Origin of the sequence: Sporomusa sp., assembly GCF_035561255.1 — a bacterium.
Taxonomy (GTDB): Bacteria; Bacillota; Negativicutes; order Sporomusales; family Sporomusaceae; genus Sporomusa.
This window is the reverse complement of sequence record NZ_DATMXX010000020.1, coordinates 1-14,335: the sequence shown is the minus strand read 5'-3', so window position 1 is coordinate 14,335 and position 14,335 is coordinate 1. Positions and strand designations below refer to the sequence as shown.

Annotated in this window: 15 protein-coding genes; 5 read left to right on the top strand and 10 right to left on the bottom strand. The window is 46.4% G+C overall.

Translation table 11 applies throughout. The features are described 5' to 3' along the window. Positions 1 to 52: 52 nt before the first annotated feature. From VN379_RS01070 to citD, 6 genes are all read right to left on the bottom strand, one after another. The gene (locus VN379_RS01070) at positions 53 to 919 is read right to left on the bottom strand and encodes a sensor domain-containing diguanylate cyclase (protein ID WP_325529923.1); all 867 of its coding nucleotides are present in this window, start codon (positions 917 to 919) and stop codon (positions 53 to 55) included. Positions 920 to 1,012: 93 nt separating this feature from the next. After that, positions 1,013 to 2,362 carry a pyruvate carboxylase subunit B gene (locus tag VN379_RS01065; RefSeq protein WP_325529921.1) on the bottom strand — a complete coding sequence of 450 codons (1,350 nt, stop codon included), beginning with the start codon at positions 2,360 to 2,362 and terminating at the stop codon, positions 1,013 to 1,015. A gap of 24 nt (positions 2,363 to 2,386) precedes the next feature. Continuing rightward, entirely contained in the window at positions 2,387 to 3,781 is a 1,395-nt protein-coding gene (citG, locus tag VN379_RS01060; RefSeq protein WP_325529919.1) for a triphosphoribosyl-dephospho-CoA synthase CitG, read from the bottom strand. An 80-nt stretch (positions 3,782 to 3,861) separates the two neighbouring features. After that, positions 3,862 to 5,400, bottom strand: coding sequence for a citrate lyase subunit alpha (gene citF / locus VN379_RS01055; protein ID WP_325529917.1), 1,539 nt, complete (start codon positions 5,398 to 5,400; stop codon positions 3,862 to 3,864). 16 nt (positions 5,401 to 5,416) lie between these two features. Beyond that, a complete protein-coding gene (locus VN379_RS01050; RefSeq protein WP_325529915.1) occupies positions 5,417 to 6,289 on the bottom strand; it encodes an aldolase/citrate lyase family protein in 873 nt (290 codons plus the stop codon). Between the two features lie 13 nt (positions 6,290 to 6,302). Further along, positions 6,303 to 6,575, bottom strand: coding sequence for a citrate lyase acyl carrier protein (citD, locus tag VN379_RS01045; RefSeq protein ID WP_325529913.1), 273 nt, complete (start codon positions 6,573 to 6,575; stop codon positions 6,303 to 6,305). A 195-nt stretch (positions 6,576 to 6,770) separates the two neighbouring features. On the opposite strand from citD, the gene VN379_RS01040 reads away from it, so the two are divergent. The 3 genes from VN379_RS01040 (at position 6,771) to VN379_RS01030 (ending at position 10,418) form a co-directional block, all read left to right on the top strand. Beyond that, positions 6,771 to 7,655, top strand: coding sequence for a LysR family transcriptional regulator (locus VN379_RS01040; RefSeq protein ID WP_325529911.1), 885 nt, complete (start codon positions 6,771 to 6,773; stop codon positions 7,653 to 7,655). 285 nt (positions 7,656 to 7,940) lie between these two features. Beyond that, on the top strand, positions 7,941 to 9,239 hold the full coding sequence (locus tag VN379_RS01035; protein WP_325529909.1) for a CitMHS family transporter: 1,299 nt from the start codon (positions 7,941 to 7,943) through the stop codon (positions 9,237 to 9,239). Between the two features lie 126 nt (positions 9,240 to 9,365). Further along, positions 9,366 to 10,418, top strand: a complete 1,053-nt coding sequence (locus VN379_RS01030; protein ID WP_325529907.1) for an AbrB family transcriptional regulator — start codon at positions 9,366 to 9,368, stop codon at positions 10,416 to 10,418. Position 10,419: 1 nt separating this feature from the next. Here VN379_RS01030 and VN379_RS01025 read toward each other — a convergent pair whose 3' ends face one another. Then, positions 10,420 to 10,641, bottom strand: coding sequence for a hypothetical protein (locus VN379_RS01025; protein ID WP_325529905.1), 222 nt, complete (start codon positions 10,639 to 10,641; stop codon positions 10,420 to 10,422). A gap of 190 nt (positions 10,642 to 10,831) precedes the next feature. On the opposite strand from VN379_RS01025, the gene VN379_RS01020 reads away from it, so the two are divergent. Together VN379_RS01020 and VN379_RS01015 are read left to right on the top strand one after the other, a co-directional pair. Then, positions 10,832 to 11,110, top strand: a complete 279-nt coding sequence (locus VN379_RS01020; protein ID WP_325529903.1) for a hypothetical protein — start codon at positions 10,832 to 10,834, stop codon at positions 11,108 to 11,110. A 1-nt stretch (position 11,111) separates the two neighbouring features. Further along, the gene (locus VN379_RS01015; protein WP_325529901.1) at positions 11,112 to 11,564 is read left to right on the top strand and encodes a hypothetical protein; all 453 of its coding nucleotides are present in this window, start codon (positions 11,112 to 11,114) and stop codon (positions 11,562 to 11,564) included. A 40-nt stretch (positions 11,565 to 11,604) separates the two neighbouring features. Here VN379_RS01015 and pap read toward each other — a convergent pair whose 3' ends face one another. From pap to VN379_RS01000, 3 genes are all read right to left on the bottom strand, one after another. Further along, positions 11,605 to 13,104 (bottom strand): polyphosphate:AMP phosphotransferase, encoded by a 1,500-nt coding sequence (gene pap, locus VN379_RS01010; RefSeq protein WP_325529899.1) that lies wholly within the window; start codon positions 13,102 to 13,104, stop codon positions 11,605 to 11,607. Positions 13,105 to 13,298: 194 nt separating this feature from the next. Continuing rightward, the gene (locus VN379_RS01005) at positions 13,299 to 13,613 is read right to left on the bottom strand and encodes a FlxA-like family protein (RefSeq protein ID WP_325529897.1); all 315 of its coding nucleotides are present in this window, start codon (positions 13,611 to 13,613) and stop codon (positions 13,299 to 13,301) included. A 169-nt stretch (positions 13,614 to 13,782) separates the two neighbouring features. After that, positions 13,783 to 14,040, bottom strand: coding sequence for a GlsB/YeaQ/YmgE family stress response membrane protein (locus tag VN379_RS01000; protein WP_325529895.1), 258 nt, complete (start codon positions 14,038 to 14,040; stop codon positions 13,783 to 13,785). Positions 14,041 to 14,335: the final 295 nt, after the last annotated feature.

Genomic DNA, 14,335 nt, shown 5'->3' with positions numbered 1-14,335 from the left:
TTGTAACATATTATTGCACAGAAATAAAGATTAAGCTCATCAAACGACAAGCTCAACCCTCGATATCCATATATATTCCATTATTTACCTCGCTTTGTTTAATATGTCCGGCCAGCCGGTACAAAAGGCCTCTAGCCGAGGCATTAGGTGTAGCAATTGTGCCTGCGACACAAATCTCAGCGGCAAGATCAGGGAATATCTTCATAATCACGGTTTGTTCAAGCTGCAGTTTAATTTTATTGGCAAACGGCAGAATAAACCCTTTCCGGGTATTTTGGATGGTTACTAAGAAAGCAGCACTCTGCCAGCGGCTTACAATATTCGGTGGCAAAATTTCGTTAGACAAGACCTCGGCCATTAATCTAAGCGTTTGATCGCCAACAATTGTCCCATGCTTATCATTAATTGCTTTTAGGTTCGTAATCTGAAAAATCAACACACCAAAGGGTAAACTGCTGCGGCGAAGCTCTTCTAATAAGCTTGTCAGCTTTAACTCAGCATACTGGGCACTGTGCAAATCAGTAACACTGTCTCTAAAGGCTAAATTGGACAAGGCCTGAATTTTTTCCAGACTACTGTCAGCCACAGTATTAAATATTTCAACAATAGCCACGACCTGCCCTGCATCATTTTTAACAGGAATACCTTTGATCCTGATCGTCAACTGCTTGCCGGATTTACACTGCAAATTTATTTGAGTCTCGGAATATTCTCCAGTGGAGGCAGGTGACTTGTGGCTAAAAAGAAAATAGCAGGGCTTATCCAGCATATCAGCGGCTGAATAACCAGTAATAGTCTGGGCGGCGTTATTCCAGTACACAGTATTTTGATTGGTGTCTACAATACGAATACAGTCTGCTACATTAGCCATTACAGCTTCAAGCAGCGCAGAGCATGTCAGCCCCTTTATTTCAGGCATATGCAGCCTCCTCAAAGGAAAGTCCTCTTTTTTCCTGTCTATGCAAAAAGCACTATTTGCTGAAAGCAACAAATAGTGCTTTTATCGTTGTGACTAGCGATGCTTGCTGAAAAAGCCTAAGGCAACTTCCGGAAACAGAGCATACGACAATACATCTTCCGTGGAGGCGTTAGGGTACCCCTTCTCAGCCAGTTCCTGACGCAGTGCATCCATCTGCGGGGCAATATCATCAGCCGGGCGATGAGTGATGACAGGCTCGTCGCCAACGATCATCTTTCTGAATTCAGGGTCTATCGGCGCCGGGGTACGGCCATACTTGCCACGCACAAGATCTTTAATCTCTCTGGGGATTATCTTATAACGCCCCAGCATAACATTGAAGGCTGCCATAGAACCGGTAATCTGACTGGTTGGTGTAACCAGCGGCGGGTAGCCAAGTTCAGCCCGCACCCGGGGCATTTCTTCCAAAAGCTCAGGATATTTGTCAGCCATCCCCTGTTCTTTCATCTGATTCAGGAGATTAGACAACATACCACCGGGAATCTGGAAGGACAACACCTTAGTATCAATATCTATTGCTGTATTTAGATTAAATTCTCCGGCCAATTCCTTTTTCACAGCCCGGAAATGGTCAGCAATTGGATACAGGGTTTCTTTCTTAATGCCGGTATCACGCGGAGTCCCTTCCAGAGTGGCAACAATTGCCTCGGTGGCCGGTTGCGAAGTACCTAAGGCAAATGGAGACAACGCACAGTCAACAATATCAACACCGGCCTCAATGGCCTTAAGATAAGTCATGGAAGCCATGCCGCTGGTATAGTGCGTATGTAGTTGAATCGGAATAGTAATATCTGCTTTAAGTGCTTTAACCAGATCATAAGCCGCATATGGCGCTAAAAGACCGGACATGTCTTTAATACAGATGGAATCTGCACCAAGTTCAACCAACTCCTTAGCCACTTTGAGGAAGCTTTCCTGATTGTGGTAGGGGCTGATGGTGTAAACAAACGCTCCCTGCACATGCGCGCCGGCTGCTTTCGATGCTTTCATAGCTACTTCCAGATTACGCACATCATTTAATGCGTCAAAAATCCGGATAATGCCTACACCGTTATCAACAGCCCGGTTAACAAACTCACGTACAACATCGTCGGCATAATGATTATAGCCGAGAACATTTTGCCCGCGTAAAAGCATTTGAATAGGGGTCTTTTTTAGATATTGTTTCAGGGTGCGCAGACGTTCCCAGGGATCCTCCCCCAAAAAGCGCAGACAGCTGTCAAAAGTTGCGCCGCCCCAGCCCTCAAGCGCGTGAAAACCAGCCTCGTCAAGTTGTTCCAGCATAGGGATCATGTCGGTAATACGCATACGTGTGGCGGCAAGCGACTGGTGACCGTCCCGCAGGACTGTCTCCACAATTTTTACAGGTTGATTATTATTCATTGTTTAGCTCCTTCCCATAACACTTTATTTTTTATTGTTAGTCTCAACCAAATATAGGAAATATGTGGCAGCTAATAAGTCGGCAACACCGCCGGGACTAATATTACGTTCAATAAAGGCTGTATCAAGCGCACCAATCTGTGCCCTGCCGGCAGTTGTCAGCATACCGCCTTGATCGATGATCACCCGGGCATGGTCTTGAACCTCATCTAAAATCTCCATGCCATGACGATTTAAAATCGTGGTATCCTGGACAACTGTCATCAAACTCAAAAGCGTATGTACCAGGGCATCATTGAGTGACAGTCCCTGTCCTAACGCGGCCTTCAATACCGGCAGTCCCTGCACTCTTATGCTGGGTACACCTGCTTCTATTTCACCACGGATACCGGTGACACCATATTTAACATATAATTTTTCACCGGCTGTCAGCCTGACGTTTGCTTGTCCTATTTTAAGTATGGCCAGTTCACGCGCCACAAGACCGCTGGTCATGGCAGCTGCGGTGTCCAGTATTTGATCGGCAGTGGTACCAGACGACTGCTGTAAGGTGTAAGTGGTCGCAGCGGTAAGAATACCAAGCAAAAACAGCAGTCCTTTCTGCGTATTAACCCCGCCGGTGGCCTGCAGCATTTGCTGCTCACCATCCTGGCCGATCCAGCGCAGTACAGACAGTAACGCCGCAGGCGTTCCCTGGTGCCCCCACCCGGCAGCTGCGCAGCGGAACATACTGCCTGCCAGCGCGCTGCTGCTCATCAGAAAACTAAAAAAATCCATGTCCTGATGGGCACCGGCATTATCACGGTCTACCAACCCCGGAGCCGGTGTACACGCGGCTTCCATCAGCATGGCTTCAATCGCCCATGACCCTATATTCCAGACAATTGCCGGCCAGGGATTCGTAACAGCAGCAGAAAAAGCACTTAACCGCCAGGCAACGTTATCACCGATCTCCGTACTGCTGTGCCGGCCTAGCCGCCGACACAATACGGCCGGCTGATTGCACAAAAAGCAGGAACGTTCCGGGTGTCCCAGACTGCTGCGGGCGATCTGCCGGCCGGTAGCATCAAATACATCAATGTCAAACAGCCTTGTATAAAAACCGGACTCCTCAATAGCCATACACGCCTGTTTAAGCTTATCTGCATCGCCGTCAACAGCCAGAATAGCCGTCGGCCCGGTCAGCGGATAAATAAAGCGCTCTTCCACAATGCTAAAGCTACAGTCCCGGGCAGCAATCCGGAAACGGTCAACCGCTGCCTGCAGCAGCTTTTGGATAATGGCGCTGTTTTTGACAATGCCGGGGATGTTGGTGGTAAAGCTGACTACAGGCAATTGATACTCGCTTCTAATTTCAGCCTGAAGGAAAGCCAGCCGTTCTTTAGCAGCCAGAATCGCCTCTAAGGTTACTTGATCCAAGGCTCTGTTCCATCTCCCTCTGTCATTCTCTATCCAATTTTACCATACTTTTCCCAAAATAGAAATTACCTATGCCATTTCTATAACGGTTTCCGCACAACATCAATAATCGTACCATCACGATACTCAACAACAGCCACAACCTCATCGCTAACGGCAATTGTTTCAGGCTTACCAGCCATATCATAGGCTAACCTTTGCAGGTCATGAATACTCATAACAGGTAAACCGGTACCTTTGAAATTGTCAATAAGGTCTGTCCGTCGCGGATTAACCGCAATCCCGCGTTCGGTGACGATAACGTCAACCGTTTCCCCGGGAGTAACAATTGTATTAACCTTGTCCAGCACCATCGGCAACCGGCCCCGCAACAGCGGCGCAACAACAATGGCCAGATTAGCGCCTGCAGCAGTATCAGAGTGACCGCCAGATGCCCCCATGATCACGCCATTGGAGTCAGTAATAACATTAACATTAAAATCAACATCCACCTCAGTCGCGCTCAAAATAACCACATCCAGGTTATTGACAATAGGCCCGCCATTATGAGGATTAGCATAATATGAGGCTGACATTTCGAGATGGTTGGGATTATTCTTCAAAGATTCGATCGAAGGGAGATCAAAATCCTGAACATCAAATATTGTTTTAATAAGTCCCTGCTCCAGCATATCAACAAATGGTGCAGTAATGCCGCCAACACCAAAGCTGGCAGCAATCCCCTGAGCCAGCATTTTCTCCTTAATAAACTTAGCAGCCGCCAATGAGGCCCCGCCACTGCCAAGTTGCAGCGACCAGCCCTCTTTAAAGTACCCCGAATGCTCAATAACACCGGTAGCATACTCGGCGATCAGCAGTTCACGCGGATCACGGCTGATTCGGAGTGCGCCCGAAGCGATACCCTGGGGATCGCCGATGCTGTCAAGCACTACGATGAAATCGACCTGTGTTTGCGGGATACTGATAGGGTATACCGGATGTGGCACAAGATTATCGGTAATAGCCACAACTTTTTCAGCATAGGCGGCATCCACCATGGCATACCCCATAGAACCGCAGGCCGAGCGGCCATTAATCCCATTCATATTGCCATAGCTGTCACAACAGGGAGCACCGATAAAAGCCACATCAATCTTAAGATCGCCGGCTTCGATAGCGCGGGCCCGGCCGCCATGAGACCGGATTACAACCGGTTTAGCCAGCTGGCCTGAAGTCATAAGCCTACCTAGTTTACCACGCCCGCCACTTGTCTCAATCGCTGTAATAATTCCCTGTTCAATAAAGGGAATTATGGCTTCGTTAATATCATTAAGTGAGCTTGGGGCAAGCGTCAGGCCTTTAATACCTTTTTGGGCAATGGCTGCAACAACCAGATTAAGCACATAATCACCATTGCGGAAATGGTGATGAAAGGAAATTGTCATGCCATCCTTCAAGCCGGCCGCTTCGATGGCTTGTTCAATTGATTTTACGATCTTCTCTGATTTAGGTTTGTTAACACGAATTTTAGGCCCAACCATCCGCCCTGTGGGAATTGTAGCAAATGGTCCGGCATAAGGGCGGACATCAGCCACCCCTGTTATTTGATCCGGAATAATTCTTCCAGCCGCATTAATCATGACTTAAGCCTCCCTGTTACTTTTTAACCGACTTGGCGTAGGCCAGCACCCGCTCAGCCCGCAGCACCATTGGTGTGTCAATCATCTTCCCATCCAGGTTGATAACCCCTGAATTGCGTTCAATGGCCGCATTGTAGGCTGCAATAACCCGCTCGGCATGAGCAATTTCTTTTTCCGTCGGGGTAAAGATCTGATGCACAATCCGGACTTGCCGTGGATTTATCACTGATTTGCCATCAAACCCAAGCTGTTTGATCATGTTAACTTCAGCAACAAAAGTCTCTTCATCATTAATATCGGAAAACACAGTGTCAATGGCATCAATACCGGCTGCACGGGCTGCCAGCAAGAGCTGCGATCTGGGCACAAACAGTTCCTTGCCATCTTTGCTGCGGGTAGTTTTTAGGTCAGCGATAAAGTCTTCGCCACCAATGGCCAGTGCCACCATCCGCGGACTGGCGGTAGCAATCTCATAGGCATTGCGCAGCCCCTTGGCGGTTTCAACAGCAGCCATCATATTAATTGAACCAGGCGCAAAGTTATAACGGATTTCTGCTTCACTGATGATTGCGTCAACCTCTTCAATATCACGGGGTGACTCCGCTTTGGGCAACCGGATTAGATCCGGTTTAGCCGCAAGTACTACCTTTAAGTCATCCACGCCATAAGGTGTCTGAATATGATTAATACGTATTGCCACTTCACAGGGATAGTTAAAATACTTAATCGCGTTATGCACAAGGTGCCGGGCTGCATCTTTTTCGCTGATCGCTACCGCATCTTCCAGGTCAAAGATTACAGTATCAGCGCCGTAAATACCTGCATTCTGCAGCATGGATGGATTATTTCCCGGCATAAACATCATCGCGCGGCGTAATGTTTTCTCCATAACTTTCTCCTCCTTAGCTCAGCGCCCGGCTGATTGCTGTTGTTACCCGTGCTTCAATTGTAAAATTCAAGGCGCCTTTATCGTTGGCATGCACAGTAGCATCTTCAATACCGTGGGCAATAAGTGTGCTAACAATTACGTTTTTAATCTGCTCGCCGTATTGCTGGACAGTGGGACTGACCAGTTCAATCTTTATTCCAGCCCCAGTCTCAGCAGGAGCCACCATGATCAGGATATCTGTCGATTCTACGCTGCCGGCTTGCGCCGCTTTCAGCAGTTTAGGCATACTAAATCTCCTCCCCGTGATTGACAATCTAACTATGGCATATTATAACTAATATTCTGAAATAACAACAATACATATACACGATTGAAAGCCATAACATATTTGGATATCAGCCACAACAAGTTTCCCTGCTAAACAGGAGACTGGTATACTGACGGCGTACATAGCAAATACAGCACATTGAGGAGGATGACCATGGAAGACCGGGACTGGCTCATTTTACAGGCTCTTTATGAGCAAAAGAATATTACTAAAACTGCCCAGGCATTATTTATATCTCAGCCGGCGCTGACAGCAAGACTCAGAAATATCGAAGAAGAGTTCGGTATTAAAATTGTTTACCGTACCAGCAAAGGGGTACATTTTACTCCTCAGGGCGAATACTTAGCAAAGTCATCTACCGACATGCTTTTTAATCTGCGGAGAATTAAAGAGCATGTCACAGATATGAATAGCAGCGTAGCCGGAACACTACGCCTGGGAGCCTCCAGCTACTTTACCATGTACATGCTGCCGCGCCTGTTAAAGTGCTTTAAACAGGAACACCCGCATGTTGAGTTTAAAGTAACGACAAGCTGGAGCCGCGATGTCTTTAATCTGGTGCATAACCAGGATATTCATGTCGGTTTTGTCAGTTCAGATTATGGCTGGCAAAACCAGCGGCATCTATTATTTGAGGAACCTGTTTGTATTGCATCAGCCAGCCCGTTAGAGCTAAGAGATTTACCTAAACTGCCACGAATTAACTACCAGACTGATTCATTAATTAAAGCAATGATTGACAAATGGTGGCGGGAAAACTTCGCTGAGCCTCCCTCTATCAGCATGGAAGTAGACAAGCTCTCTACCTGCAAAGAGATGGTGGTAAGCGGCCTGGGCTATGCCATTATGCCCTCACTCATTGTTAGTAACATTGAACACCTGCATAAGATCATCCTCACCGATAAGGAGGGTAATCCGATACTGCGCCGAACCTGGATGCTCTACCACGAAGAATTGCTGGAAATGAACATCGTCAGCGCATTTGTTCAATTTGTTAAAAATATGGACTTCCTTAACCTCATTCTCCCCCGTCAATAAAAGGCAATATGCTCATGTGAACTTCCTTCGCATAAGCATATTGCCTTTTCTCTGAGAAAAACTATATCCAATGCGCTAAAGTATTTTTCAGGTGTGTGGTGTGTTGGTCAAAGCGAAGGTCAGGCACTGGCGGTGGAGTGTTGTTATAATACATGGAATATATCAATAATTTTGATAACCAGCCATCACGAGTTTGAATTTTACTTATAGACGGTAGTAATCTATACTCAGATTCGTACATGTTAGAAATTGTCGTAATTTTTAGTCAGGAAGGGAGATCAATCCATGCTCGCATTAATGGGATTCTTAATGGTAATCGTCTTTATGTACCTCATTATGACCAAACGTCTTTCGGCCATGACCGCTCTAATGCTAGTGCCACTGGCCTTTGGCATCATCCTTGGCTTTGGACCTAACCTTGGTGCAATGTCGCTTGATGGAATCAAAAAAGTTGCCCCTACAGGAATCATGATTTGTTTTGCCATACTTTATTTCGGTGTTATGATTGATGCCGGCTTATTTGATCCATTGATCAACAAGATTTTAAGAGCCGTAAAAGGTGACCCTATGAAAGTTATTGTTGGTACAGCCGTTTTAGCAGGTATCGTTTCACTTGATGGTGATGGCTCGACCACCTACATGATTACTTGTTCCGCGATGCTGGCCGTTCACCGCCGTCTGGGTATTCACCCCATGGTTTTGCCAGCCATGGCAATCATGCAGAATGGTGTTATGAATATCCTGCCGTGGGGCGGCCCTACCGGCAGGGTCATGAGTGCGTTAAACCTGGAGGCTGCTGATGTATTTGTGCCTTTGATTCCGGCGATGATTGCCGGCACCATCTGGGTACTGTTTGTGGCCTACCGTATTGGATTAAAAGAACGGGCCCGGCTGGGAACACTGCAGATGCATGATGTAATTGCCGAAACGGCAACTGCCGCTGTTGACATCGAAGCCGAAAAGCTCAAACGCCCACACCTATTTTGGGTTAACCTGAGTATAACTGTTATCCTGATGGCCGCTTTAGTTAAAGAGGTGCTACCCCTCAATGTCCTGTTTATGATCGGAACTTCCCTTGTTTTGATTATTAACTATCCCAAGCTCAAAGACCAGCAGGCTCGTATTGCAACCCATGCTGCCAATGCATTGCCGGTTATAGCCATGGTTTTCGCAGCCGGTATTTTCATGGGCATCATGTCTGGCACCAAGATGGTTGATGCTATGGCCAACTCACTGGTATCAGTCATTCCAGCCTCTATGGGACCACATTTGGCCCTGATTACGGCTTTAGCCAGCCTGCCCTTTACCTTCTTCCTGACAAATGATGCCTTCTACTTCGGTGTAATACCTGTCCTGGTTAAGACTGCGGCAACCTACGGCATCACCCCGGCTGAGATTGCCCGCGCTTCCTTAATTGGCCAGGGCGCACATCTGCTAAGCCCGCTGGTTGCATCAACCTACCTCCTGGTAGGTTTGAACGGGGTCGAGTTTGGTGATTTCCAGAAGTACACCCTGTTATGGGCAATCGGCACCTCTTTAGTGATGCTGGCTCTCTCACTGGCTATTGGAATAATTCCTTTCTAAACGGCTGCTTCTCTAAGTAATACGCTGTTAAATACGACAGAACCTGCTTTCTTCAGGTCCTGTCGTATTTCTACTTTTAGATTAAAAGTGGTAATATATATTCATTACATTCAAAAAAGGTGAATTATGTATAAGCAATCGCTGCGACTATTCTTGCTTGCCGTTCTGGGCGGCTACTTATTTAGTATAAGTCATGTCCCGTTACCCTGGACATTAGGACCGCTGGTTGTGGCCATGCTTTGGAAAACCTTTGCCAGAAAAGAGGTTTATTGGCCGAAAAAGTTTCGCAATATCGGCATGGTATTTCTGGGCTATGTGATGGGCAGCCCTTTCACACCAACAGTTGCCCATCAGGTTCTTTATCAATTACCATTAATGCTGGCAATTACCTTAATCCTGATTACGCTTTGCCTGGTTACAGGTTATATCTCCAACCGTTATGTAGGTATTGGTATTGCTAACAGTGTCATTGGCAGCATACCTGGCGGGTTATCTCAGATGTCAATTATTTGTGAAGAAACCGACGGCACTGATGTCTCGGTAGTCACCCTGATGCAAACAGTTCGTGTAATTACTGTTGTATTTATGGTTCCACTGCTGGCATTACACGGGATTGCTGACAAAGTTACCACCGCCAGCCGGCTGACATCACCCATCAGCCCTGGTGACATTCCGGTACTGGTTGTTTTTGCAGTGACTATCCTGGTATTACTAAAACTTGCCACTCGGATTCATCTTTCTAATACATATGTAATTGCGCCGATCCTCGGCACAGCACTCCTAGTATTAGCCGGTGTTCATGCTCCCACGTTACCCTCTGAGGTCATTTCTCTGGCGCAAATCGTAATAGGCATTCGCATGGGCATTGATGTTGATTTCAGCAGCCTGCCCAACTGGCGACGGATTGCCGTATCAAGTTTTTTCAGTGTATTGGCAGTAATTCTATCGCTCCTGGGAGTTGCTTTTATCATTTCACATTTCTACTCAATGTCATTGATTACAACCTTTATAAGTATGGCCCCTGGCGGGATGTCCGAAATGGGGCTGATCGCCCTGACAGCTAATGCTGATCTTCCCACAGTTGTGGCATTTCAACTCTTCCGCCTACTGTTTATCCTCATTGTCTGCGTACCGGCAGCCAGGTGGTGGTTACACAGGCATGGCCATATGTGCAGTTAATTCACCGAACATCCCTCTTTCGTTCAATGTCCCGCAGCCTATTAAGAAACCGCTCAACTTTACCTACTTCTCCAATTACCTCATATTCATAAAGCCAGTTGCCTGTTTCGCTATGGCTCTCGACAAATCGAACATCAAGCAGACATTCATTGCCCAGTATATCGACCCGGCGCGGCTCAAGCGGGGTGATGACAGTTTCATTAACCTTGACAAATTTACGCAAATTATTTACCTCACTTACCTAATCAAAATAGTCTTTTTTCTATTATACAAGGATTATTGTCACCCGTCATCTGTAACTAAATATCCGAAAAAAGTTTGATTTATCTTGACTTTTTTTCATTTTCATATTACATTGGTTGTGTCGAGCCCCTCTTCGAAAGACAAAATATGACAAGGTGAGTGATTAATTAATGTCAGAAAGAATGAGCTTGCAAGATGTTTTACGGGAGTATGGTATCCCACTCGCAACCCTCAATGTAACAGCCTCACACCAGGACTGCTCAGCACTCCGTGAACGTCTGATTGCCATCAGAGACCTCAGCCAAGCCAAAGAACAAGGCTATCTGGAAGTAGCCTGTACATTTTATATTGATGTCCATGATATTGACCGGTATTTATCCGGTGAACTGCCTAATTTAGCTGAAATCTTTACTTTCCCTGAAGATGTTAAAACCCACAAGGAGGAATAATATGAAAAAACTATTAATCTTAACGGTTCTGTTTATGTTTGCATTTACTACTGTAAGTTTTGCTGCGGTGAGCGGCTCTAAATCTAGATCCTCTTCGCCGGCGCCTCGACCATCTACAAATCAGGCAGCACCTGCTAAAGATACTACCAGTGACTATAAACCCTCGGCTCCGGCTCAGAGTTATGGCGACAAAACTCCGGCGGCGGCGGCAAAACCTAATTCCCAGCCTGCGCAACAACAAAGCGGCGGTGGCTTTCTGCGTACCGCAGGTCTCCTGGGCGGCGGCATGCTCTTAGGCAGTATGCTTGGCGGTATGTTCGGTTTTGGCAACTCAGGCATGTTTGCCTCCATTATGGGAATGTTGTTTAATGTGATTTTGTTAGGCGCAGTATTTATGGCCGGACGCTTTTTGTGGGAAAAATTTAAGAATCGTGATAAAAGACAACAGCGATAACAAGGTACCGGGATGCAACTGCATCCCGGTCTTTTTTTCCCTAAATCTTGCTTTCAATAGCCTCTATCACAGTCTGAATAACCTTTTTCCTGGCATACTCTTTAGAATTAGCTTCTACCAGGGTCCAGGGGGCATAGGTTGTGCTTGTGCGAAAAAACATTTCGTCAACAGCATGCTCATACAACTCCCACTGTTCCCGGTTGCGCCAGTCTTCACCGGTAATTTTCCACTGTTTTCCCGGGTTAGCCAATCGTTCTTCAAAACGGCGTTGCTGTTCGTCTTTATCAATATGCAGCCAGAATTTTATCAGTACTGCGCCAAAACTGACCCACTGCGCTTCCATTTCATTGATCTCTTTGTACGCTCGCCGCCATTCTTTTTCCTGACAATAGCCTTCTACCCGTTCAACCAGAACCCGCCCATACCAGCTGCGATCAAAAATTGCAATATGACCTGTCTTAGGGACATTACGCCAGAAACGCCACAAATAGTGATGCGCTTTTTCTTCAAACGTTGGCGCGCCGGTTGGAATAACAGTATAGCCGCGGGGGTCCATATCCTGGGTAAGACGGCGGATGGCACCGCCTTTGCCGGCAGCATCCCAGCCTTCAAACGCAATAATCACCGGGATTCGTTTGCTATAAATAATATGCTCCAGTTCCCTCACTCTGGTCTGGTAAAACTTCATCGAGTTTTCATACTCCGCATCCTTAAGGGTTTTTGTCAGGTTAACCCCGGCGAGAATGGATGAGGCAAATATCTTCGGCAGCGCTGATGCGGCCGGCGGCGTCTCAAGCGGTATTTTCTTTTCCAGATTGGCTGCAGATGAAACAGCCGCCAATCGTTTTTCCAGGGCCCCGATAACAGTAGCAATGATTTTTAGGGTAGCATATCTCCGGTCATGGGCTTCAATAATGGTCCATGCAGCACATTCGGCATCAGTCTGCTGCATCATCTCTTCGATTGCCCGCAAAAATTTATTATATTGCCGATGATGCTCCCAGTCAGTCTCGGTTACCCGCCAGGCAGTAGCCGGGTCTTGTTCCAGTTTCTCCAGCCGTTTCCGTTGTTCTCGTTCGCTAATATGCAGAAATAGCTTAATGATTAGCGTCCCATCATCTGATAGCTGCCGCTCAAACGAAAGGCTGTCATGAAATGCGTCTTGCAGGCCATGCGCGCCAGCCCCATTTGCCACTCTGTCAGCTAAAATTTTTGTGTACCAGCTTCGGTCCAGGATTACGATCCGCCCGCACTGGGGCGTTTTATTCCAGAATCGCCAGAAGTAGGGCCGCCTCACGGCATCTTCATTGGGTTCCCCGATAGAGTAGACATTAAACCCCCGCGGATCAAGCGATAGAATCAGCTCATTAATCAGGGTTCCTTTACCTGCTGCATCCCAGCCCTCAAAGAGGATTAAGACCGGAATCCCTAAATCCCGGGCCTGCCGCTGTAACGCCCCCAGCCGTTCACGCAATTCATCAATCAGCTCTTTATACTCAACTTTGCCAAGCTTCTTCTTCAAGTCCACCTTCTCCAGCATAGCGGCGGCCTCCCCCAATACTTATATCCGAGATCCTTGTTCTCCCTATTCTATTTACTATATCCTTATTCTAACAAATCCCTGGCCTGCAGTCACAGATTTTTTAAATATTTCCACCTGATCTACCGCCTCTGAGCATAATAAAAACATTCGGATTGCGCTTAACGTAATCCGAATGTTTTTATTATGCTCGTCTACACTTCTATATCCACTTTTTGACGAATAAGGTCTTGCTTGTTAACAGTATTGCTCTGTGTTGAACTAGATGGCTGAGCCTCTGTCTTTTTCTGTTTTAGCTGCTGTATTTGCACCTCAATAGTTTGAATCTGGGCCTGGATTACCTGGATCTTCTTTTGCTTTTCTGTTTCGGAGGTCTTTTTGTCCTGATTTATTTCATTTATTTCCTTCTGCAGGGCTTGTTTTTCTTGTTCCAGGGTTTTTGTTTCATCCTGGCTACTGGTTTGACTTAGCTGAACACTGCTAGCTTGACCAATGGATGATATCGCCATATCACATATCGCTCCCTTTCCTGCCAATAATATGTTCTTTAAACTATTATCGGTAATTAGCATTGGAAATTTCTTTGAAAAATCAAATATGAATTAAATATTGTAAATTATCTACTTAAACTCAAAAAAAAGCCACCCATTGGGCGGCCGGAACAGGTTGGATGCACGGTTATGTTTTAGCCGGGTTACCGCTAAATAAGCGGATAAACCATAATAGAATCGCAGCTCCGATTATGCTTGTAATAAGCTGACCAATAACACCATACTGAGCAAAACCGATTAAAGAAAGTGCGAATCCACCAATGAATGCGCCAGCTACACCGACAATAATATCAACCCACAACCCAAAACCATGGCCTCGCATTAGTTTTCCTGCAGCCCAGCCAGCCACCGCCCCGATAATTAGAAACCAAATTGCATTGCCCATTAAAAAACACCTCCAACAGTAGTATTTACTTACTTAATCTAGATAATACCACCATAGATTATCGCAAATAGAAAGACTGATATTCACCGGAAAAGATCATCCTAGCCAACGAAATAAGCTGCCAATCCTATTAGGATAAGCAGCTCTCAAAAAACTAATTAATCATCATCATCGTCATAACGCTCATCAGATCTCCAGCCATGGTGCCAACCCCAGCCAGGTTTCCCCCAGACTCCCCAGCCAAATTTATTCCAATTCCAGCCAGGCCACCCCCAGTTGCCACCCCAGCCACTAT